Origin of the sequence: Pantoea sp. 22096 (assembly GCF_052045955.1) — a bacterium.
In the GTDB taxonomy this organism is placed as follows: Bacteria; Pseudomonadota; Gammaproteobacteria; order Enterobacterales; family Enterobacteriaceae; genus Pantoea; species Pantoea alfalfae.
In genome coordinates, this window is record NZ_JBQEPW010000001.1 from 468,136 (window position 1) to 491,620 (window position 23,485).

Consider the following 23,485-nt stretch of genomic DNA (forward strand, 5'->3'; position numbering starts at 1 on the left):
CAAGGATAATGAACGACAGGTTCAGAGCTTAAGGCTTAAGTCAGCCAGGATTTACTTTTTGTTGGACGCTTACACAGCGGCGGTTTCGCCTCTATCAATAAATAACTGATAGCGAAGATCTAAATGATTACAATCAAAATGAAATTGATACCCTTGCTGGTATCTGCCACATTCCTTGTCGGGTGTACTGTCGAACCCGGTTCTCGTCTTTCTACATCAGGAAAAGATGTTATTGAGCAACAGGATAGCAACTTTGACATCGATAAATATGTCAACGTCTTCCCGTTAACGCCTTCACTGGTTGAGAAAATGCGTCCTAAGCCTCTGGTGGCTCAGGCGAACCCTTCACTGCAGAACGAAATTCAGAACTATGAATACCGTATCGGTGTGGGCGATGTCCTGACCGTGACGGTCTGGGATCACCCGGAACTGACGACACCTGCGGGCCAGTACCGTAGCGCCAGCGACACCGGCAACTGGGTACATTCTGACGGCACTATCTTCTATCCTTACATTGGCCGTGTGCGTGTAGCGGGCCGTACTGTTGGCGAAGTGCGTAACGAAGTAGCACGCCGCCTGGCACAGTACATTGAAAGCCCACAGGTTGATGTGAGCATCGCCTCGTTCAAATCACAGAAAACCTATGTCACCGGTTCGGTCACGACTTCAGGTCAGCAGCCGATCACTAACGTGCCATTGACGATTCTGGACGCGATTAACGCTGCTGGCGGCCTGGCCCCTGATGCTGACTGGCGTAACGTCGTGCTGACGCACAACGGTCGTGAACAGCGCGTCTCTCTGCAGGCACTGATGCAGAATGGCGACCTGAGTCAGAACCACCTCCTCTATCCGGGCGATATCCTTTACGTTCCGCGTAACGATGATCTGAAAATCTTCGTGATGGGTGAAGTGAAGCAGCAGGCGACCCTGAAAATGGACCGTAGCGGCATGACGCTGGCGGAAGCACTGGGCAACGCGGCCGGGATGGATCAAACCACCTCTGACGCTACCGGCGTCTTCGTTATCCGTCCACTGCGCGGCACCGATCGCAATAAGATTGCCAACATCTATCAGTTGAACACCAAAGATGCGGCATCCATGGTGATGGGAACGGAATTCCAGCTTCAGCCATATGACATCGTGTATGTCACCTCAACGCCGCTGACGCGCTGGAACCGTGTGATCTCGCAATTACTGCCAACCATTGCGGGTATCAACGATGTGAGCGAGAGCGCACTGCGTATCCGCAACTGGTCGAACTAAGGTCTGACCATGATTACGTCCGTGTTAGTCGTTTGCGTTGGCAACATCTGCCGCTCTCCGACCGGAGAGCGCCTGTTTAAACGTGCGCTGCCCGATTTAGATGTTCGCTCTGCCGGCCTGGGGGCGCTTGTCGGCCACCCGGCCGACAAAATGGCATCCTCTGTTGCCGAAGCGCAGGGTCTGTCGCTGGAAGGCCATCAGGCACAACAGTTAACAGCCGAAATGTGCCGCAACACTGACCTGATTCTGGTCATGGAGAAGCGACATATTGAACAGGTGAATCGCATCGACCCCGCCGCACGTGGCAAAACCATGTTGCTTGGGCACTGGCTCAATCAGAAAGAAATTGCGGATCCGTACCGAAAAAGCCGTGAGGCCTTTGAAGAGATTTACGGATTACTGGAAAACGCTACCCAGAAATGGGTCAACGTATTAAGCCGATAGTTGGGATTATCCATGAATATAAAAAATAAGGTCAGAACCGCGCCGGGCGAGGAGTCGAATGGATGGGATCTGGCACATCTTGTGGGACAGCTCATTGACCATCGCTGGATCATTGTTGCCGTTACTGCATTTTTCATGCTGGCGGGAACACTCTACACACTGTTTGCGACACCGATTTATAGCGCTGATGCATTAGTTCAGGTTGAGCAGAAGAATGCCAGCACCGTTCTGAACGAGATTGACAGCATTCTGCCACCGACACCTGCCTCTGATACGGAAATCGAGATTCTGGAATCCCGTATGGTCATCGGCAAAACCGTTGACGATCTGGGTCTGGATACCGTGGTTGAGCAGAACTACTTACCGGTCATCGGCAAGGGTCTGTCGCGCCTGATGGGCAACAAACCCGCCAGTATCGCGATTTCGCGTCTGGAAATCCCACGCACTATCGACAAACGTAACGTTGAACTGGAAGTGACCGGTCCGGATAGCTACACCGTCTCTAAAGATGGCGATGAGCTGTTCAAAGGTAAAGTCGGCCAGCTGGAGTCGCACGGCGACATCAGCATGCTGGTAAGCGAGATTCATGCCGATGAAGGCACCAGCTTCACCGTGACCAAGCTGAATGACCTGCAGGCGATCCGTTCTGTGCTCTCTAACCTGACCGTGGCAGACAAAGGTAAAGATACCGGCGTACTGGGTCTGGAGTATCTGGGTGAAGATCCGGAGCAGATCAGCAAAGTGCTGAACCAGATTGTGAACAACTATCTGTTACAGAACGTTGAACGCAAGTCAGAGCAGGCCGAGAAAAGCCTGGAGTTCTTACGCACGCAGCTGCCTGCCGTTCGCAGCAAGCTGGATGAAGCAGAGAACAAGCTGAATACCTTCCGTCGTCAGAACGAATCTGTTGACCTGTCACTGGAAGCGAAATCTGCCCTGGACTCCTCTGTCAGCGTGCAGAGTCAGTTGAACGAACTGACCTTCCGTGAAGCAGAAGTCTCCCAGCTGTTCACCAAAGATCACCCGACTTACCGCGCGCTGCTGGAAAAACGCAAAACGCTGGAAGGTGAGCAGGCTCAGCTGAACAAGAAAATTTCTGGCATGCCACAGACTCAGCAGGAAATCCTGCGTCTGACCCGTGACGTTCAGTCTGGTCAGGAGATCTACATGCAGTTGCTGAACCGTCAGCAGGAGCTGGGCATTAGCAAGGCGAGCACCGTGGGTGATGTCCGCATCATTGACAGCGCGCAGACCGCTAACTCACCGGTTGCACCGAAGAAGCTGCTGATCATTGCTGCGAGCCTGATTCTGGGTCTGTTCGTATCAGTAGGTCTGGTTCTGCTCAAAGCACTGCTGCATCACGGCATTGAGAATCCGGATCAGCTGGAAGAGCTGGGTATGAATGTCTATGCCAGCGTTCCACTGTCTGACTGGCAGCGTAAGAAGGATACCGAAGCACTGGCGCGCCGTGGCAGCAAGGTGAAAACCGATCCGCACGAAACGCTGCTGGCATTGGGTAATCCGACTGACCTCTCCATTGAAGCGATTCGTAGTCTGCGTACCAGCCTGCACTTCGCCATGATGGAAGCGAAAAACAACATCCTGATGATCACCGGTGCCAGCCCGGGTATCGGTAAAACCTTTATCTGTGCCAACCTGGCGACTCTGGTCGCGAAAGCAGGTCAGCGTGTTCTGTTTATCGATGGCGACATGCGTCGTGGTTATACCCACGAACTGCTGGGCGCGGATAACAAATCTGGCCTGTCAAACGTGCTGTCTGGCAAAACTGAGTTCAGTCCGGCGCTGATTCAGCAGGGCGTGTACGGTTTCGACTTCCTGCCACGTGGTCAGGTTCCGCCAAACCCGTCTGAGCTGCTGATGCATCGTCGCATGGGTGAGCTGCTGGAATGGGCGAGCAAGAACTACGACCTGGTGTTAATCGATACGCCACCCATCCTGGCCGTCACCGATGCCTCCATTATCGGTAAGCTGGCCGGCACCTCACTGATGGTGGCACGTTTCGAAGCCAACACCACCAAAGAAGTGGACGTCAGCTTCAAGCGCTTTGCCCAGAACGGTATTGAGATTAAAGGTGTGATCCTCAACGCCGTGGTGCGTAAAGCTGCTAATTCATATGGCCATGGTTATGACTACTATGCCTATGACTACAGCAAGCCCGAAAAAAGCTGATCATTGAGTAATAAACAGGGGGCGGTCTGACCGCCCCTTTTTATCGTCCCTTTGAATGACGACACGCATCAATTTACACAGGTTATTCTGTCCAAACCCACGAAAGCGATACCTCTATAAATCGCATGGCGAGCGTCACTCAACAGAATTCATCACCAGCATGGCATCGCCTGCACGCAACTTGTGACCGTGCTATCAGACCCGGAAAAGCAAGCCGGGAAGGCGAAGCGTGATTATTGCTGGCATGAGAACTTGTGGAATTAAGGAATCACACCATGGCTCCATATTGGTATGTATCAGGCTTTTTACTGCTGCTTTCGCTGTTTGAAATATTGCTAAAAAAAGACGAACGCACCTCCCATATTCTGACTTATCTGCTCTGCATCGCGACCGTGACGCTGATTGTGTTCGGCGGTATCCGCGGACTTGGCACGGGCATGGATGATTATCAGTACCGCAGCTTCTTTGAAGATTTCGTCCGGCGCATCGAGGTCAACGGCTTCTTCAATACCGTAGCATTTTTCCGCTATGAACCGCTGATCTTTGCCATTGCCTGGCTGACCAGCCTGGTTTCCCATAATGCCAGCGCCTTTCTGTTTGTCTTCTCGATCCTCGCGGTGGGGACGAACGCCATCTTCTTTAAAAAGATGTCACCTTATCCGGTGCTGGCACTGGCGCTCTATTCGGCCCATATCTTTATTAACAAAGATGTTAACCAGATCCGTTTTGGTCTGAGCTCGGCCTTTTTCCTGGGAGTAATCTGGACGCTTTATCTGAAGCGTTACTGGCTGGCGTTTGGCTTCTTTGTTCTCTCATTTATCAGCCACAATACTGCGGTCATGGTGGTCACGCTGATCCCCTTCCTGTTCCTGCGTGAACGTCGCTGGTTCCCGATTGCGATTATTGTGTTGAGTATTCCGGCTTCGAAAGTGGGTGGGATGGGCTTCGTTACAGCCATTGCCGGCCATCTGGGGGGATTAGGGGAGAGGGCCGCTGGCTACAACAATGACAACGCAGCGACAGCCAGTACCGGCAGTGTTTTCTCGGTTTCGAACCTGAAAAACGTGGCGCTGGTCTTTATTTTTGTCTACTTCATGCTGTCGAACCGCCTGAAGCGTGACAATTATGATGTCTGGCGACTGAATTACCTGCTGATTATTACCTTCGCAATCGGGGGGGCTATCAGGATCTTTTTCTACAACTACTCATCGGGCGCTCGTCTCTCAAACTACCTGCTGCAGGTAGAGCCAATAGTGCTGACGCTGTTGATCTACCAGTCTAAGAGAGCCTGGAAGCCCGCGATGTTTGCGATGTTTGTCTTCTTCCAGATGTACTACCTCTACTACAACACCATCTCGCTTAAACAGGCGGTTGTGGGGTATGAAGTGGCGCGTGAATTCAAGTTAGTTCACTAAGACGAGAGCTGAAAATGATTCGATTCCTCCCCCTGTTAGTGATTGCTGCGCCGTTAATGGTGCAGGCAGCCGATGCTCCGGCTGCGGTTGTTATCGCAGCCTATGGCGACTCGACGACCGCCGGTGTGACCTCTTCTGGCGGACGTAATGTCATCAGCAAAGAGAATGAAATGACTTATCTGCAGCAGATGCTGCAGGAAAAATATGGCCCGGACATCCGTATTGAGAATCATGGTTCGCCAGGCGCACAGGTTTCAGAACTGATTAACGCGAAAGAGAGCTGGGAACAGCGTATGGCGCAATCCGATGCCAGCATCATTCTCATCAACTATGGCATCAATGATGCGCGCGTCTTTTCAGGTAAAAACCACTCTCATGGCGCAGAAAGCCCGCAGGATTTTAACCGTATCCTGACGGACTTGGTGAAAACGGCGAAAGCGCATGGCAAACAGGTGGTGCTGCAGCAGCCTAATCCGCTGTGTGGCCGTGCAGAGCAATGGAATGTCTGGCCTTATGTCTATCAGATAAATGCGGTGGCCCGCGAACAGCAGGTCCCGGTAGTAAGACAGTATGAACTGATTAAGCAGCAGAAAACGTGGAACAGTCAGATGTCTCCTGACTGTATTCACCCGACGAAAGATCTTTATCAGTTAAAAGCGCAGCAGACGTTCGCGCTGCTGAGCCACGATTTTGATGCCGTTTTTAAATCGACTCACTAATTAAGTTATTTAAAAACAGAAGGAGCAGGGCGGTATGTACGTACTCATGATGGTGCTGTCATTAGTCATGGCACTGATGGTATTACGGTTATTTTCATTCCATCGCGGCGTTTATAACGGCAGCGGTATTAAAAGTATCTCGGGATTGCGTGCGCTGCTGGCCAGCATCGTCGCCTTTTCACACTTTGCGCATTACGTCTATTCACTCGACCATGAGTGGATCTTTGATAAAGACTATTTTGCATGGGTGTCGCAGGGAAACTTTTTTGCCAACTCCGGTAAATTCGGTGTCGCCCTGTTTTTCATGATCTCAGCTTTTCTGTTCTATCGCTGGCTGGACAACGACAAGCTGACCACCGCTGAACTGACACGCAAATTGCTGAAGTCACGCGTGCGACGCATTGTGCCGATGTTCTGGTTCTCTGCACTGCTGATCGTGGTCATTGGCTGGTTCAGTGGGGATGTGGTGGCGAGCGGCGCAATGCTGGTGGACGGGCTGCGCTGGTTCCTGTTTATCGGCAATTACCATATCGGTTCAATTCCGACGGCTAATATCAACGCGGGTGTCGAGTGGACGCTGCGACTGGAATGGCTGCTCTATCTGTCAATTCCGTTCATCTACCTGCTGAATCGTGCCACCGGTGGCCGCTTTAAGATGCTGCTGATCATGGGATCGATTGGCGGAATTCTGGCCGTCGCTATCGCGCTGCGTCTCTGGGGCACCGCCTATACCGATCCCCGTCCGGTGCTGGGCTTTGCAACCGGGTATCTGGCATGGCATTACCGCGACCGCTTTATGGCTTTCCGCTCTTCAGGTCTGGCGGCGGCAATGGCCATTGCTCTGGCCGTTATCGCGCTGTTCTTTACCAGTAGTACGTTCTACTACCTGATTTTCCTCTGCCTGCTGGCCGTGGTGTTTTTCATTATCAGCAGCGGCAATTCGCTGTTCGGCCTGCTGGAAAGTAAAACTCTGATGTCGGTCGGTGAGGTCAGCTACAGCCTCTATCTGATCCACGGCATCGTGCTCTATTTCATCAAGATGATTCCAGAATCATTGATTCAGCATAACTTTGTCTTCTACACCTTGCTTTCCACGCTGTTCTTTGTGGCCTCCTTCTATGTTGCCAGACTGACCTATCTCTGCGTTGAGAAGCCCTTTATCACCAGCAGTCAGAAGAAAAAAGAGGCGGCCAACGCTTCGGCAACAATTTAGGACATCACCGGTTACCCTGCCACGTCCAAACGTTATATATTTGAATTGTAAATGTTTTTAATGAGGTGCTGGCAATGAAGGACATTCGCTTCTCTATCGTGATCCCCGCTTACAATGCGTCAGAATCGATTGTAACTACGCTGGATTGCGTTAAGGCGCAGACGTATCGCAATTTTGAAGTCATCATCGTGGATGATAAATCGGCGGATGCCGCCGCGCTGGCGGAGGTGGTTCGCAGCGAACGCTACCAGGATCTCGACATCAATCTTGTGCTCTCTGAGGTTAAGCTCAACGGAGCCGGTGCGCGTAATAAAGGTATAGAGCTGGCGACCGGTGATTATGTCAGCTTCCTTGACGCCGATGATGAGTGGGCCGCGGACAAACTGCAGCAGGTGAACGAAAAAATTGCGCAGCTGGAAGCCCAGGGCAAAAAGAACGTCGTCATTTTCAGCCAGGTGAATATCTACCAGGATGGGACCTTCCTGAAAGTGATGCCGATGCAGCCACCGGGTAAAAATGAAACCGTTGCGGAATATCTGTTCGGCTGTTACGGCTTTATCCAGACCAGCACGATTGTGCTGAAGCGCGAAGACGCGGCGAAGATTCAGTTCGATACCCGTTACATCCGTCATCAGGATTATGATTTCTGCATTCGTGCCGACCGCATGGGCTATGACTTTGTCATGATCGCCGCACCGCTGGCGAACTACCACCTGGTCACGAAATTTGGCTCGAAACACAAAGGCGAATCGGTGAACTACTCGATGTTCTGGCTTGATAGCATGAAGCCGCATCTTACCCCGCGTGATATCCACACCTACAAAGCCTTTAAGCTGCCGCTGCGCTACAAAATGGATGGCAAGTCGCTGATGGCGAGCCTGAGCTTTGCGCGTTACTTCTTCCTCACCAATAAAGACAACCGTGCTTATTTTATGAACCGGGTTAAAGACAAGGTCAAAGCACGTTTCGGCGGTGAGAAAGCACACTCCTGACGCACGCCGCGCCTCGTTCTGCTCCTGACGCCAGGAGCACCTCTCTTTTCGTTTAATTCAGGGTTGAAGATGAATACTTCTGTTGGAACCGTTGGCATTGTCATGCCTATGTATAATGCACGTCAGACGGTATTACGCGCTGTGCAATCGGTTATCAATCAGCGCTATACCGACTGGCACCTCTATCTGGTTAATGATAAGTCCACCGATGACTCGCTGGAATTTGTGCGCGAGCATTGTCAGGACCCGCGCATTACTATTCTGGATAACGCCGTCAACATGGGTGCAGCAGAGACCCGCAACGTCGGGCTGCGCGCGGCGACTGAAGAGATTATCGCGTTTCTCGACAGCGACGATGAGTGGCACGCCGATAAACTGACCCAGCAGGTTGCGGCCATCGCGGCGGGTGATGATTTTGTGATTACCGAATATCACTATAAAACCCGCAAAGCTGAGCACGACATCACCTACAGCAAACCTTACCTGCAGCAGGAAAACTTTGTGAAGAAGCAGTATCGCGTCTGTTTCTCTTCTGTCTGTTTCCGCCGTCCACCGCAGGGTCTGTTCTTCCAGCGAAAAGGACACGAAGATTTCCTGTTTTTGTATGAATTATTCACCCGCTATAAGCAGGCACGCGTAATTCAGACGATTCTGGTCAACTATTACGAGTTAGGCGATTCCCTTTCGCGTAATAAGAACAAAGCGGCCCAGTGGCACCTTGAACTATTAAGAATTATCTATAAAAACAATCCGTTAAAAATCTATTACTATTACGCCTGGTATATGGTGAATGGTGTGCTATTTACCCTTAAGCATCGTTAAGCCTGTCGGCAGGATTGTCTTTAAAATTTGAGGTGGATAGCGTTTCATGAAAAAAATTGTCCTGGTGATCAAAGATGCTTATTCGTATGCGGGCACCGAGAACATCTGTAACTTTATGTCAGAGTGTCTTGGCGAAACGCATGACGTCACCATCTACTCGCTGGAAGGTAGCGGTAAAACCTTTTATCCGTTTGAGCATGTCAGAGAAATCGTCAGCTTCGAAGGGCAGAGCAACCCGATTAAAAGCGCGGTAGCGCGAATTAACGAAGAGGGTTTCGATACCGTCTTCCTGATCAGCATGGGTCGCCTGAGCGTGATGTTCGCCTTCTGGAATCTGCTGGCCATGAAGAAGAAGCGAGGCAAAGCCTACGCCTGCGAACATATCGCCATTAACTCCTTCAGCAAACCGATTAAGTTCCTCAAGTTTCTGCTGCTGCGCTACTACGATCGCGTGATTGTTCTGACCGAAAAAGATCATCAGGTGTTCAGCCGCTGGCGCATTCCCAGCAAGCCAATCCCCAACCCGGTGGTATACAAAGGCTATCAGCGTCAGACCCGTCATCGCCAGGCGCTGGCGGTGGGCCGTCTGGATAATCAGAAGGGCTTTGATCTGCTGCTGGATATCTGGCGCGACTTCTCCCGCACTCATGCCGACTGGACGCTGGTGATTGCTGGTGACGGCGAACTGCGTCAGCAACTGCATGACCAGGCGGCCGTGCTGGGCATTACCGACAGCGTGAAGTTTGTCGGCAAGGTCAGCAATATCAATGACTATTATCGCGACAGCGACATGGCGCTGATGACGTCGCGCTATGAAGGTTTGCCACTGGTGCTGCTGGAAGCGAAATCCTGGTCACTGCCGGTCGTCGCGTATGACTGCCCGACCGGGCCGCAGGAGATCATCAACCACGGTGAAGATGGATTCCTGGTCCCGATGAATGACAAAGCCACGTTTCTGGCCCGAATGGAGCAGCTTGCCACCGATGACGCGCTGTTCTATGCCATGAGCGAAAAAACCAGACAAACCGCGCTGAAATTTGACGGTAACCAGATTAAGCAAAGCTGGCTGTCATTGGTTTAACAGAAGCTGGAAAAGCTCACTTGCGACGTGCCTCAGGGACACCGCCATGGCCAATGGCCTTATTGACTACGGGAATTGATGCATGAAAAGAAGAGAAGTTTTACAGACCGCCGCCTCCGCTCTGGTGGGGGCTCTCTCCGTGAGCACCTTTTCCAGCTACGCTGCAAAAAGTAACGGCATTGCCCTGAAGCCGGTTGATGCGGCTGCTATCCCTAAAGGCGACGTGCCTATCCTGACGCCAGAGAATGTCTACGCCATGCCACCACAGTTCTGGCAGGGCTTTGAGGGCAAACTCTGGATTGGTAAAGCGGGTGTGGATGCCAGCAAACCGGGTAACCAGATTCCGGTCTTCCTGCGCGATGCCAGCGGTAAAGTGTCTGAGATTGCTCAGCCTATCGCGCTGAACAAGGGCAATTTTACCCAGTTTATTCAGGACAACGCTGCGCTGATTGCCGATCCTTCTCATTCGATGACGGTCGAGGACAACAACGGTCAGACCGTGTTTAATATCGCCGATGTCAGCCGTCCGGGCGCCGCTGATTTCAGTCAGCGTCTGGCTCAGCCGGCGGGTTATCAGCTGATTGGCGAGATCGCGTCTGTCGCGGAGTTACGCAAAACCCGTCCGCTGTTTGAAGGGGCCAAGGTTAAGCTCAAAAGCTGGCATGAAGGACGGGAAGTCGGCGGCGGTGAGTTTGTCGGTAGCTTCCAGTCCACTCAGAATGATGGCGGCGTAAACATTGCCGGTGAGGGCTTCTCATGGCGTCGTGTGGTAGACGATTTCAACCGTCTGACGCTGTTTGATTTCGGTGCGATTGCCGATGGCCAGACCGATACAGCCCCTGCCATTATGGCAATGTTCAATTGGTCACAGCAGGCTAACCAGCAGATCTGCGTCCAGTTCCCGGCCGGGACCTTTATGGTTTCCGCCTGTAATCTGGGCGAGAAGAATCTCAATCTATTCCGCATCTCAGGGGCGATGGTTAACTTCGGCTACTTCCCGGCGACCACGATTGTCTCTGATGGTAAGTCAGATTTTGTTTTTGAGATGAATGCCCGTCGGGTCGAGCTTTCTAACCTGATTTTTAACGGTAATAGCGATAAAAACCCGAATCAGCAGGGCTTTTTCCATAACACGTGTCCTGGCGGACAATTTTTCCGTGGGGCCTGCCTGCGCTTTACCGCAGTAGGCGGCACGGCCATCAGTCTGCAGGATACGCTCGATTGCAAAATCGATCAGTGGTACGCCTCACGCTGCAGCGGTGATGTGATCAAAGCAGGCTGGTCTGGTCAGAAGCAGGGCAACTGGGATCACAGTACCGCAATCGAGCTGTCAAACTTCAATGCGCAGCACTGTCGCGGCGGCAAGGTTCTTAACCTGGCGCGCTGCGCCCAGTCGATTATTCACAATGGCTGGATTGAGCACTGTGATAATCCAGGCGATATCTCCAACGGCCAGTGGATTATCGATGCATTAAGCCTGGAAGATTGTAAGAATCCGCTTATCGCCCATAACAGCCGCCTGAATATGCGTCAGACCAGCCTGCAGTCGGGCAGCTGGATAGATAACTCCATGCAGGGCGATCGTCTGCTCAGTATCTGGGAAATGGGCTCGACCCGTGTGGAGTCTTACGGCGTCGCGCTGGATGGCAGCCTGAATTATAACTACATCACCTCGCGCTGGCGTTTAGAGAACAATACGAACCAGGAGACCTGGTTTGACCTTGGCAGCCTCTACTCACCGACGGTGGGTGATTCGTGGGAGATCGAAATCTTCGGTCAGTCGCAGTTCAGTAACGGCAGTGGCGATAAGCCGCTGATGAACCTGATTGGCGACAAGACCACCGGCGGCCGCGCAGTGATCCACGTGCAGCGCAAGAAAGACCTGTCGGAAGCGAGCTGGTCGGCCGAAGGCAGCAGCCCGATTGTGGATGTGCGCTACGTGGCTGAGCATGACACCGATGTCCGTATCTTCGTCAAACTGGCGGGCTGGACGCCGTCGGCGGCCGTGCTGGTGAAAACCACCGGTAAAGATCGCTTTGTGACCGGTCGCTGTGCGCGGGTCAATGCAAAGATGGAGAAGGGCAATCCGCCATCGGGTGACGCGGCCAAACGCGCGCCGCAGCGTTTCAGCCTGCACAACGGCAAAGCGGGCGTGGGTGCCAACGAGCAGGGCGATCTGCTGATGGCTTCCCGTCCGCTCTCCGCCGGGCAGGTCGATACCAGTAAGCCGGAAGGCTTTGTTTCCGTGGTGATCAACGGTAAACAGGTTGCGTTGCCTTACTTCGCGATTAAGTCATAACCCCTTGTATCAGGGCCGCCAGAATGGAGGCGGCCGGTTTAACAGGAGCAGTACCTTTGGGTGCGTTATCCCGTAAAGCATGACTTTAAACAGCGTTCATTTTGCCCATTTCGGATCTGGGCGGCTTACAGAATTAAAAAAATTTATTCGGAGTTGTTATGAAAATTTTATTGGTGGGTAACCATACGTGTGGGAATCGCGGGGATGGCGCGATTCTTCGTGGACTAATCGATTCAATGAAGTCTGCACGCAGTGATTTAGACATTGATGTTATTAGCCGTTATCCAACCAGCTCCGGTTATCTGCTCCAGCAGGATATTCAGCAGGATGCGCTGTATCTGCACAACAGCAAATCAGGTAAAGGTCTGGTCGGTTCGTTTAAGCGTAAAGTGGCGAATCGTCTGATGCCCGATATCATGATGGCGCATCTGGGCAAGGGCGGGATCTTTAAGTCGTTCTCTGTGCCGCCTCACCTGAAGGCCTTTACCGAAAGCCTGGCAAAATATGATGCGATTATTCAGGTTGGCGGATCCTTCTTCGTCGATCTCTATGGCGTGACCCAGTTTGACCATGCGCTCTGTGCGCTGATGGCGAAAAAACCGATCTATCTGATCGGCCACTCAGTGGGACCTTTCCAGAACCCGCGCGTCAATGCGCTGGCAAATTTTGTTTTTGATCGGGTCGACAGCCTGGTGCTGCGTGAATCGGTCAGCCTTGATCTGATGAAACGCGATGGCGTGACCAGCTCTAAAGTGGCATCGGGTGTGGATACCGCTTTCCTGGTGCGTGCGCGTGAAGTCGAAAACCCGAGCCATAACCTGCTTTACTGGCAGGGCATTATCGATGGCCGTAAAACCATCGCGATTACCGTGCGTGAACTGGCGCCGTTTGATAAACGTCTGGGTGTCACACAGAAAGAGTATGAAGCGGCGTTTGGCCGGGTGATTAATGCCATGATTGCTGAAGGCTATCAGGTTGTGGCGTTCTCCACCTGTACCGGCATCGACAGCTATGCCAAAGATGACCGCATGGTGGCACTGACGCTGCGTGACCACGTGGCGCAGCCGGAACATTACCATGTCATCATGGACGAGTTTAATGACCTGGAGCTGGGCATTCTGCTGAGTCACTGCCATCTGACCATCGGTACCCGCCTGCACTCGGCGATTATCTCCATGAACTTTGGCACCCCGGCTGTGGCAATCAACTATGAGCACAAGTCGATGGGTGTAATGAACCAGTTGGGTCTGCCGCAGATGGCAACCGATGTGAAAAGCCTGATGGACGGCTCGCTGATCGACAAGGTGAAAACGGTTCTTGCCGATTACGACAACATTAAGCTTAAGGTCAATACGGCCGTTGCGAATGAAAGGGAAATTGGCAACCGGATCACTGAAGAGATTCTCAAAGTATTAGGGTAATGTGATGAAACTGACTTTTTTCACCATGCGTTTCCCGGTTGCCTCTGAGACATTCGTTCTAAATCAGGTGACCCATTTTATTGATGCCGGTTACGAGGTGGAGATTATTTCAGTCTTTCCCGGCGATTTAGTGAACCGGCATGCGGCGTTTGATGAGTATGGTCTGGCGGCGAAGACGCACTATCTGCTGCCGGAAGAGAAAGTCTCGATTGTTGATAAGCTGAACCAGCGTATCAAACTGGTGCTGCCAAAAGTAACGAAGCCGTCGCTGCTGCGTTCGCTGAATGTACGCCGTTATGGCGCGCAGTCCAGCAAACTGCTGCTGCCGTCGATTGTAGCGAATGCTAAGCAGACCTTTACCGCAGATGTGTTTCTGGTGCATTTCGGCTATGCCGGCGCACTGGCAAACAAACTGCGTGAACTGGGCGTGCTTAAGGGTAAACAGGCGACCGTGTTTCATGGCGCTGATATTTCCCGCCGTCACATTCTGGAAGAGCACAAACTCGACTACGTGAATCTGTTCCGCCAGAGTGAGCTGATGCTGCCCATCAGCCATCTGTGGGAGAACAAGCTGATTGAGATGGGGTGCCCGCCGGATAAAATTCACGTGACGCGTATGGGCATTGAGCCGGAGAAGTTTAACTTCCAGCCGCGCCAGGCGTTCCATACGCCGCTCCGTATCGTTTCGGTGGCGCGTCTGACCGAGAAAAAAGGCCTGGATGTGGCGGTGAAAGCCAGCGCCATCCTGAAGCAGCGTGGCGGTCAGTTTCAGTACACCATTATCGGCAACGGCGATCAGGATGAGATGATGCGTGATTTCATCGCCCGTGAGGGGATGGAAGATTGTGTCAGCATGCCGGGCTTTAAGCCGCAGGAGGAGATCCGTCGTGCGCTAAGCGAGGCTGACATCTTCCTGCTGCCGTCCAAAACCGCCGCAGATGGCGATATGGAGGGTATTCCGGTCGCACTGATGGAAGCGATGGCGGTTGGCCTGCCTGTGGTCTCTACCTTCCACAGCGGCATTCCGGAGCTGATTGAGAACAACGTTTCTGGCTGGCTGGTGGAAGAGGACGACCCCGAGGCGCTGGCGGAAACGCTGCTGAAGTTGTCTCAGGGCGAAGTCGATGTGGCGCCCGTGGTCGCGGCCGCCCGTCACAAAGTTGAGACTGAATTTAATCAGCATATCGCCTACGGCGAACTGGCACAGATTCTGGAGCGACTGGTGTGAGTGGATTTAAGTCACAGGCGATTTGGCTGTTCGGCAGTACCTGCTTTTCTGCGGTGCTGCAGGTTGCACAGCTGAGCTTTCTCGCCCGCAAACTGGAAACCCACGAGCTGGGCCTGTTAGCCATCATCAACGCCATCCTGGCGGTGGCGGGTGTGTTGCAGGATATGGGGATGAGCAGTTATCTGGTGCATCGCCAGAACATTACCCGTCGTGAGCAGAGCACCATCTACTGGGTGAACGTCTCGCTCAGCCTGTGTACCGGGTTGATCATGTTGCTGATCGCCTTCCCGGTCTCCTGGTTCTATCACCTGCCGGAGCTGACCGGGCTGATCATGCTGACCAGCCTGAACTTCCTGGTGCTGGGGCACCTGTCGCAATATCAGGCGCACTACATCAAAACCAAGCGGATGGTCTCGCTGGCGAAGATTGAGATGGGCACCAAACTGTTTGCCTTCCTCTGTGTCGTGGCGATGCTGGAGTTCACCTCGCTGACGGTGGCGGCGGCAATTCTGGGTCTGTTCATCAACGCCTTTACGCGCATCCTTTGCATGATTGCACTGGGTGAGAAGTCGTGGCGTCCGACCTGGGAGTTCGACAAAGCGACCTTCTTCGGCGCGATTCGCTACGGCAGCTATCAGCTCGGTTCGCAGACCATTAACCAGTTACGTACCCAGGCGGATGCGCTGGTGGTCGGTAAAGTCATGGGTGCTGAGATGCTGGGCGTTTACTCGCTGGCGAAAGAGCTGGTGCTGCAACCGCTGAAGCTTGTCACGCCGGTGATTAATCGTCTGGCACTGCCGCGCTTTGCTGAGAAACAGCACGATGCCGAGCAGCTGAAAAAGCTGTTCCTGAAAGGTACGCTGGGGATCATGCTGTTCAGCAGCGCCATGTATCTGGCCATTGGTATCTTCTCGCCGGTTATTGTGCGTGTGCTCTATGGCGCATCACATGAGCAGGTCTATCACCTGATCCCGCTGATGCTGCTGTTTGGTATGCTGCGGCCGATGGGGGGGCTGACCGGGGCAATTTCCCAGGCCAACGGACGGACCAACGTTGAGTTCTACTGGAACATCGTGGCGAGCATTGTGGTCCTGGCGGTACTGGCGACCACCTTTATCTGGCCAAACGTGCTCTACGTCGCGCTGACGCTCTCCATCTCGCAGATTCTGATCTCGGCACTGGCGCATCCATTCTTTATCAAGCCGGTGATTGGCATTCGGTTTATTCCTTATGCCCGGCAGTGGGTGGCCGTGTCGGTGGTATTTGTTGGCGTGATGCTGCTGGTAAATCACTTTAATCTGTTTGTGATGCCAGAGTGGTTTGAAGGCTGGCTCTGATTACAAAGCGTTATATCAACGGGCGGCCTCAGGGTCGCCCGTTTTCATTTATAGCTGGTCTCAGCCATGCAACGAAGAGTGCTGTAGGTCACAGTGGCAATATTCGATTACTGATTGTCTTTATTCAGTTTATGGTGTTGCTGGCAATGGGCAAAATGCCGAATTTCCAAGTTATGACAGAGAGTTACTGTCCGCTTTTCAGATAAAGATTATACTTGCTCTTCCGGCCGATCCTGCATAATCGACCCACATCTTCATTTTATTAAACGGAATAAATATGACCAAGCTTAAAGCAGTAATCCCGGTTGCGGGCCTCGGTATGCATATGCTCCCTGCGACTAAAGCCATTCCGAAAGAGATGCTGCCTGTCGTCGACAAACCGATGATTCAGTACATCATTGACGAGTGTGTTGCCGCGGGTATTAAAGAGATTGTGCTGGTCACGCATGCATCGAAAAATGCCGTAGAAAACCACTTCGACACCACTTATGAACTCGAAGCGCTGCTGGAAGCGCGCGTGAAGCGTCAGCTGCTGAGCGAAGTGCAGTCTATCTGCCCGCCAGGCGTCACCATCATGAACGTGCGTCAGGCACAGCCGCTGGGCCTGGGCCACTCGATTCTCTGTGCCCGTCCGATGATCGGTGATAACCCGTTCGTGGTCGTACTGCCAGACGTTCTGCTGGATGACTCAACGGCTGACCACATGCGTTATAACCTCGCTGCGATGGTTGCCCGTTTTGAAGAGACCGGCCACAGCCAGGTCCTGGCGCAACATATGCCCGCGTCCAATCTCACTGAGTACTCGGTAATCACCACTGCAGAGCCGATTGATCACCCTGGCGACATCAGCACCATTACCGATTTCGTTGAGAAGCCTGAAGATACCACCGGACTGAACTCTGACCTGGCCGCGGTTGGCCGCTATGTCCTTTCTGCTGATATCTGGGCAGAACTGGAACGCACGGAGCCAGGCGCATGGGGCCGTATCCAGCTGACCGATGCGATCGCCAGCCTGAGTAAGCACAAAACGGTTGATGTCTCTCTGCTGACCGGTCACAGTTTCGACTGCGGTCGTAAACTGGGTTACATGCAGGCGTTCGTCTCTTACGGACTGCGCAACAACGCGCAGGGTCGCGATTTCCGCGAAGCTATCCAGACGATTCTCGCAAAACAAAAGTAATTAAATCGCCGCGTCATGCGCGGCAGATTGAAAGGAGCTCACATGGCAATTTTAGTAACGGGTGGAGCAGGCTATATCGGCTCCCATACGGTACTGGCGCTGTTGCAGCGCGGTGATGATGTTGTGGTTCTGGATAACCTCTGCAACGCCTCACGCGAAGCCATTAACCGCGTGGAGAAACTGGCGGGTAAGAAAGCGACCTTCGTCGAGGGCGATATCCGTGACCGCGCCTGTCTGCGTGACCTGTTCGCAGCCAACAGCATTTCAGCCGTAATCCACTTCGCTGCGCTTAAAGCAGTCGGTGAATCTACGCGTATGCCGCTGGAGTACTACGAGAACAACGTCGCGGGCACAGTGGTACTGCTGGAAGAGATGCGTGATGCCGGCGTCTGGAACTTTATCTTCAGCTCATCAGCGACCGTCTACGGCGCAGATGCACCGGTTCCTTACGTTGAGACTACGCCAATTGGCGGCACCACCAGTCCTTACGGCACCTCCAAGCTGATGACCGAATTCGTCATGCGCGACTTCGCCAAAGCGGAGCCGAAGTTCAAGGCGATTGCCCTGCGTTACTTCAATCCGGTTGGCGCGCATGAGTCAGGCGAAATCGGTGAAGACCCGACCGGCATCCCGAACAACCTGCTGCCCTATATCGCGCAGGTCGCGATTGGTCGTCTGGAGAAGCTGGGCGTGTTTGGTGGCGATTACGATACGCCAGACGGAACCTGCCTGCGTGACTACATCCACGTGGTTGACCTGGCGGAAGGGCACCTGAAAGCGCTGGATCACCTTAGCAAAGTGGAAGGCTACACCGCCTTCAACCTGGGCGGCGGCAAAGGCTTCTCCGTGCTGGAGATGATTAAGGCATTCGAGAAGGCGTCCGGTAAGGCGATCCCGTTTGAGATCAAGCCACGCCGTGACGGTGACCTGCCTGCGTTCTGGGCCGATGCATCACTGGCGAACAGCGAGCTCGACTGGCGCGTGACGCGCGGAATCGATGAGATGATGCGCGATACGTGGAACTGGCAGAGTAAGAACCCGGATGGGTTTCGGTAATTGAAAAGAAAGGCGAACTCAGGTTCGCCTTTCTTATATTTGATTTGAATTATCTTACCAGTCCTTTCCCACTATTCTGATTGCATCATCCTGACGCATCAGCAACCATCCCCTACGCCATAAAAATGCTCATTAGTTGAACTAACACCCAAGGCATAATCGCATTTTATTCGTAATAGCTATACCTGAGTGATAGAATTTGCGATTGTTGAATGATAAACCCACTTAACTAATTTCATTAATAAAGTGATATCAATCAACTGAATGCTGAACATCTGTCGGGTTCATGTTGTCAGCATACTCATTCGGTCAAAGATAATCAGCATTGTGGGGGCTGTAACCCAGGGGCGGTAGCGTGCTCTGAAAACGCGTATGATTGTCTGCTTTTCATTCAGGCGTCCATGCCTCAGATAGCTTGTCAGGAATAAACACGTTATGAAGATTCTTATCACTGGTGGTGCAGGTTTTATCGGTTCGGCGGTTGTACGTCATGTTATCAACAATACAAATGATGAAGTCATAAACGTTGATAAACTTACCTATGCAGGCAATCTTGAGTCTTTAAAAGAGGTCAGCAGCGACCCACGCTACACCTTTAAGCAGATCGATATTTGCGACGGTCAGGCGATTTCTGCAGCATTAAATGAATTTCAGCCGGATGCTATCATGCATCTGGCCGCTGAAAGTCATGTAGACCGCTCGATCACCGGTCCGGCTGAGTTTGTTCAGACTAACGTGGTAGGCACCTATGCTCTGTTAGAGGCGAGCCGCCAGTACTGGAGCGCATTGCCTGAAGAACGTAAAGCGGCATTTCGTTTCCACCATATTTCTACTGACGAAGTGTATGGTGATCTACCGCATCCGGATGAGATGGACGGCGATTTACCGCTGTTTACCGAAGAGACCCCTTATGCCCCGAGCAGTCCCTACTCCTCAACAAAAGCAGCCAGCGATCATCTGGTTCGCGCCTGGGGTCGCACCTATAAATTGCCGGTTATTGTAACCAACTGCTCAAACAACTACGGTCCTTATCATTTCCCGGAAAAACTCATTCCACTGATCATCAGCAATGCGCTGGAAGGTAAACCACTGCCAATCTATGGCAAGGGCGACCAGATACGTGACTGGCTCTATGTTGAAGATCACGCGCGCGCGCTCTATACCGTGGTTAAAAATGCAGAGACGGGCACTACCTATAACATCGGTGGTCATAACGAAAAGAAAAATATCGATGTTGTGTTGAAAGTCTGCGAACTGCTGGATCAGCTGCGTCCCAAAGCAACCTCGTACAGCGATCAAATCACCTATGTTCAGGACCGTCCGGGACATGATCGCCGCTACGCGATTGATGCCGCTAAGATTGAGAAAGATCTTGGCTGGAAACCGGAAGAGACCTTTGAAACGGGTCTGAAGAAAACCGTTGAATGGTACCTCAATAATTCTCAGTGGGTTGAGCATGTGAAGAGCGGTGCCTATCAGAACTGGATCGAACAGAACTACGAGAAGCGTAGCTAATGGATATTTTGCTGTTTGGTAAAAACGGACAGGTCGGCTGGGAATTGCAGCGTGCGCTTGCGCCGTTAGGCAATTTAATCGTGGTCGATCGTCATTCCCGTGACTACTGCGGTGATTTTGAAAATCCTGAAGGCGTTGCTGAAACGGTTCGCAAAATTAAGCCAGCGGTTATCGTTAATGCCACCGCTTACACTGCGGTGGATAAAGCGGAATCAGAGCAGAATAAAGCTCGGCTGATTAACGCTACTTCTATTGAAGCTTTGGCTGCAGTCGCCGAAGAGACAGGGGCATGGTTAATCCATTACTCTACCGACTATGTTTTTGACGGCTCTGGTAATCAACCATGGCGCGAAGACGATGCTACTGCGCCGCTTAACACCTACGGTCAGACCAAGCTGGAAGGAGAGCAGGCTATTGTCAGCAATATGACGAAATACCTGATTTTTCGCACCAGTTGGGTCTATGCCGCGAAGGGTAACAACTTTGCCAAAACAATGCTGAAACTGGCAAAAGACCGGGAATCCCTGTCAGTAATAAACGATCAGTTTGGTGCACCTACCGGCGCTGAGCTTATTGCTGACTGCACGGCTCATGCAATCAGAGTGGCTCTGGAAAATAGCAATGTCGCAGGTCTGTATCACCTCATTGCAGCAGGTGAGACGACCTGGCATGCCTATGCCACTAAAGTCATAGAGTTTGCGAAAGCACAGGGTGTCGAACTGCAGGTGCAGACGATCAATGCTGTTCCAACCAGTGCATTCCCTACACCGGCTAAACGTCCTGCAAACTCAAGACTCAATACAGAGAAATTTCAGCAGACCTTTGGTCTGAACCTGCCCGACTGGACGGTCGGCGTTGAACGTATGTTGCTCGAAACGCTTATTTAATCGAAACAGGCCGCAATAGCGGCCTGACCATTTAAGGTGAAATTGTGAAAAAGAATAAAGGCATTATTCTCGCTGGTGGCTCAGGAACACGCCTCTATCCGGTAACGATGGCAGTCAGCAAGCAGTTGCTGCCGGTTTACGACAAGCCAATGATTTACTATCCGCTCAGTACGCTAATGCTGGCAGGAATCAACGATATCCTGATCATTAGTACACCGCAGGACACACCGCGCTTTGAGAGCCTGTTAGGTGATGGTTCCCAATGGGGCATCTCAATTCAGTATAAAGTACAACCAAGCCCGGATGGCCTGGCGCAGGCGTTTATCATTGGTGAAGAGTTTATAGGTGACGACTCAGTCGCGCTCATCCTTGGCGACAATATTTTCTATGGTCACGACCTCTACAAGCAACTTGAAGCCGCATCGATGAAAGATGATGGGGCAACCGTATTTGCTTATCATGTTACCGATCCTGAGCGTTATGGCGTTGTGGAATTCGACAGCGAAGGCAAAGCAATTTCATTGGTAGAAAAACCTGAACATCCACGCAGCAACTATGCGGTGACCGGTCTTTATTTCTATGACAACAGTGTTGTAGAAATGGCTAAAAATCTTGCGCCATCACCACGTGGTGAACTTGAGATTACGGACATCAACCGTATTTACATGGAGCAGGGTAAGCTTTCTGTTTCCATCATGGGCCGCGGGCATGCCTGGCTTGATACCGGAACGCACCAGAGCCTGATGGAAGCGAACAATTTTATCCAGACGATTGAATCACGTCAGGGTTTAAAAGTTGCCTGCCCGGAAGAGATCGCATTCAGAATGGGTTTCATTAATAAAGAGCAATTGCAGGAACTCGCTAAGCCATATCTTAAAAATGAATACGGCAAATATCTGATGGCGCTGGTTGAAGGACGTTTATAATGAATATTGTTGATACTAAAATTCCTGATGTAAAGATCATTGAGCCTAAAGTATTTGGTGATGAGCGTGGTTTTTTCCTGGAAAGCTTCAATCAGTCAATTTTTGATAATGCCGTTGGTCGACATGTCGACTTTGTTCAGGACAATCACTCAATGTCCAAAAAAGGCGTGTTGAGAGGCCTTCATTACCAACTTGCCCCTCATGCCCAGGGTAAACTTGTGCGCTGCGTTGAAGGGGAAGTATTTGATGTAGCTGTAGATATCAGACGTTCATCAGAAACATTTGGACAATGGGTCGGCGTACATTTAAGCGCTGAAAACAACCGTCAGCTCTGGATTCCAGAAGGCTTTGCTCATGGTTTCATCACACTTTCGGATCGTGTACAGTTTATTTATAAAACCACAAATTATTATGCGCCACAGTCAGAAAGAAGCATTTTGTGGAATGATCCGCAGATAAATATTGAATGGCCTGAAGTTGAAGAAATGACTTTGTCTGGCAAAGATAAAGATGGCGTATTGCTCAATAACGCAGAAACTTTCAATTGAGATGGATAAAAAAACGCGTACCGCAGTCCTTTTATGCTCTTACAATGGCAGTCAATATATAAGACAGCAAATTGATTCAATTATAAATCAGACTGAAACCGAATGGACGGTATTTGTTTCGGATGATGGATCAACTGACGGAACTCTTGATATATTGAAATATTATCAGGAGAAGTTAGGCCGTGAGCGTTTTGTCATAATCGATGGTCCAGGCAAAGGATTTGCCTGGAATTTTATATCGTTGCTGGAAAAATGTGGTGATGCTTTTGATTATTATGCATTCAGCGATCAGGATGATGAATGGATGCCAGACAAATTATCAAGGAGCATATCACTTTTATCTGGTTATAAACATAATGTTCCTTCAGTTTATTGTGGACGAACTTCATTGGTCGATGAGAATGGTCATCATTTGGGTGAGTCTCCCCTATTCAGTAAGCCGCCATCGTTCAAAAATGCCCTTATCCAAAGTATAGCTGGCGGCAATACGATGATCTTAAATCGGGCAGGTAGAAATATTATTAATAAAACCCCCATAGATGTAAGAATTATATCTCACGATTGGTGGATATATATAGTTATTACAGCAATAGGTGGTAATATTTTCTACGATCCGAAACCATCAATTAATTATCGGCAACATACTAATAATATTGTTGGCTCGAATCTAGGCTGGCTGGCCAGATTTAAACGCATTTCGGGTCTTATGGACGGGCATTTTAAGATGTGGATAGATTCCAATATCTACGCTTTGAATAAAGCAGACGTAAATATCACCCCGGAGAATAGATTTATTCTTGAAAGCTTTAATGTGGCCAGGAATAGTAATTTATTTAAAAGACTGTATGTATTCAGAAAGTTAGGCATGTACCGTCAGACTTTATTAGGTACGTTAGGTCTATATGTTGCCATTGTCCTGAAGAAATTATAATCGATAGATAAATTTATT

The 23,485-nt window shown here is 51.3% G+C and carries 20 protein-coding genes; all 20 read left to right on the forward strand.

Going from position 1 to position 23,485, the window contains the following annotated elements; genetic code table 11:
• Nucleotides 1-123 precede the first annotated feature (123 nt).
• The 20 genes from ACTJKZ_RS02025 (at nucleotide 124) to ACTJKZ_RS02120 (ending at nucleotide 23,467) form a co-directional block, all read left to right on the forward strand.
• On the forward strand, nucleotides 124-1,263 hold the full coding sequence (locus tag ACTJKZ_RS02025; protein WP_033733244.1) for a polysaccharide export protein: 1,140 nt from the start codon (nucleotides 124-126) through the stop codon (nucleotides 1,261-1,263).
• A 9-nt stretch (nucleotides 1,264-1,272) separates the two neighbouring features.
• The gene (locus ACTJKZ_RS02030; protein ID WP_013358465.1) at nucleotides 1,273-1,707 is read left to right on the forward strand and encodes an arsenate reductase/protein-tyrosine-phosphatase family protein; all 435 of its coding nucleotides are present in this window, start codon (nucleotides 1,273-1,275) and stop codon (nucleotides 1,705-1,707) included.
• 12 nt (nucleotides 1,708-1,719) lie between these two features.
• The gene (wzc, locus tag ACTJKZ_RS02035; protein WP_161732286.1) at nucleotides 1,720-3,897 is read left to right on the forward strand and encodes a tyrosine-protein kinase Wzc; all 2,178 of its coding nucleotides are present in this window, start codon (nucleotides 1,720-1,722) and stop codon (nucleotides 3,895-3,897) included.
• Nucleotides 3,898-4,172: 275 nt separating this feature from the next.
• Complete coding sequence (locus tag ACTJKZ_RS02040; protein ID WP_161732288.1) at nucleotides 4,173-5,312, forward strand: EpsG family protein; 1,140 nt, start codon at nucleotides 4,173-4,175, stop codon at nucleotides 5,310-5,312.
• A 14-nt stretch (nucleotides 5,313-5,326) separates the two neighbouring features.
• Complete coding sequence (locus ACTJKZ_RS02045; protein ID WP_161732290.1) at nucleotides 5,327-6,031, forward strand: SGNH/GDSL hydrolase family protein; 705 nt, start codon at nucleotides 5,327-5,329, stop codon at nucleotides 6,029-6,031.
• Between the two features lie 34 nt (nucleotides 6,032-6,065).
• On the forward strand, nucleotides 6,066-7,244 hold the full coding sequence (locus tag ACTJKZ_RS02050) for an acyltransferase family protein (protein WP_161732292.1): 1,179 nt from the start codon (nucleotides 6,066-6,068) through the stop codon (nucleotides 7,242-7,244).
• A gap of 74 nt (nucleotides 7,245-7,318) precedes the next feature.
• The gene (locus ACTJKZ_RS02055; protein WP_253419287.1) at nucleotides 7,319-8,236 is read left to right on the forward strand and encodes a glycosyltransferase family 2 protein; all 918 of its coding nucleotides are present in this window, start codon (nucleotides 7,319-7,321) and stop codon (nucleotides 8,234-8,236) included.
• A 69-nt stretch (nucleotides 8,237-8,305) separates the two neighbouring features.
• Nucleotides 8,306-9,058, forward strand: a complete 753-nt coding sequence (locus ACTJKZ_RS02060) for a glycosyltransferase family 2 protein (RefSeq protein ID WP_150010351.1) — start codon at nucleotides 8,306-8,308, stop codon at nucleotides 9,056-9,058.
• Between the two features lie 46 nt (nucleotides 9,059-9,104).
• Entirely contained in the window at nucleotides 9,105-10,139 is a 1,035-nt protein-coding gene (locus ACTJKZ_RS02065; RefSeq protein WP_161732296.1) for a glycosyltransferase, read from the forward strand.
• A gap of 82 nt (nucleotides 10,140-10,221) precedes the next feature.
• Nucleotides 10,222-12,438 (forward strand): phage tailspike protein, encoded by a 2,217-nt coding sequence (locus tag ACTJKZ_RS02070; protein ID WP_440829142.1) that lies wholly within the window; start codon nucleotides 10,222-10,224, stop codon nucleotides 12,436-12,438.
• A gap of 158 nt (nucleotides 12,439-12,596) precedes the next feature.
• Nucleotides 12,597-13,859: a colanic acid biosynthesis pyruvyl transferase WcaK gene (wcaK, locus tag ACTJKZ_RS02075; RefSeq protein WP_260058865.1), complete on the forward strand. Its 1,263-nt coding sequence runs from the start codon at nucleotides 12,597-12,599 to the stop codon at nucleotides 13,857-13,859.
• Nucleotides 13,860-13,863: 4 nt separating this feature from the next.
• A complete protein-coding gene (locus ACTJKZ_RS02080) occupies nucleotides 13,864-15,087 on the forward strand; it encodes a glycosyltransferase (RefSeq protein ID WP_161732302.1) in 1,224 nt (407 codons plus the stop codon).
• A complete protein-coding gene (locus ACTJKZ_RS02085; RefSeq protein ID WP_033733234.1) occupies nucleotides 15,084-16,424 on the forward strand; it encodes a lipopolysaccharide biosynthesis protein in 1,341 nt (446 codons plus the stop codon). The genes ACTJKZ_RS02080 and ACTJKZ_RS02085 overlap by 4 nt, the downstream gene beginning before the upstream one ends.
• Nucleotides 16,425-16,701: 277 nt before the next feature.
• On the forward strand, nucleotides 16,702-17,604 hold the full coding sequence (gene galF / locus ACTJKZ_RS02090; protein WP_161732304.1) for a UTP--glucose-1-phosphate uridylyltransferase GalF: 903 nt from the start codon (nucleotides 16,702-16,704) through the stop codon (nucleotides 17,602-17,604).
• Nucleotides 17,605-17,646: 42 nt separating this feature from the next.
• Entirely contained in the window at nucleotides 17,647-18,660 is a 1,014-nt protein-coding gene (gene galE, locus ACTJKZ_RS02095) for a UDP-glucose 4-epimerase GalE (RefSeq protein ID WP_161732306.1), read from the forward strand.
• Between the two features lie 435 nt (nucleotides 18,661-19,095).
• Nucleotides 19,096-20,175 carry a dTDP-glucose 4,6-dehydratase gene (gene rfbB, locus ACTJKZ_RS02100; RefSeq protein ID WP_440829143.1) on the forward strand — a complete coding sequence of 360 codons (1,080 nt, stop codon included), beginning with the start codon at nucleotides 19,096-19,098 and terminating at the stop codon, nucleotides 20,173-20,175.
• Nucleotides 20,175-21,062, forward strand: a complete 888-nt coding sequence (gene rfbD, locus ACTJKZ_RS02105; protein WP_253419277.1) for a dTDP-4-dehydrorhamnose reductase — start codon at nucleotides 20,175-20,177, stop codon at nucleotides 21,060-21,062. Before rfbB ends, rfbD begins: the two co-directional genes overlap by 1 nt.
• Before the next feature lie 44 nt (nucleotides 21,063-21,106).
• Nucleotides 21,107-21,988 carry a glucose-1-phosphate thymidylyltransferase RfbA gene (gene rfbA, locus ACTJKZ_RS02110; RefSeq protein ID WP_222925949.1) on the forward strand — a complete coding sequence of 294 codons (882 nt, stop codon included), beginning with the start codon at nucleotides 21,107-21,109 and terminating at the stop codon, nucleotides 21,986-21,988.
• A complete protein-coding gene (rfbC, locus tag ACTJKZ_RS02115) occupies nucleotides 21,988-22,536 on the forward strand; it encodes a dTDP-4-dehydrorhamnose 3,5-epimerase (protein WP_253419274.1) in 549 nt (182 codons plus the stop codon). The genes rfbA and rfbC overlap by 1 nt, the downstream gene beginning before the upstream one ends.
• Before the next feature lies 1 nt (nucleotide 22,537).
• Nucleotides 22,538-23,467 carry a glycosyltransferase family 2 protein gene (locus ACTJKZ_RS02120; RefSeq protein ID WP_440829144.1) on the forward strand — a complete coding sequence of 310 codons (930 nt, stop codon included), beginning with the start codon at nucleotides 22,538-22,540 and terminating at the stop codon, nucleotides 23,465-23,467.
• Nucleotides 23,468-23,485 lie beyond the last annotated feature (18 nt).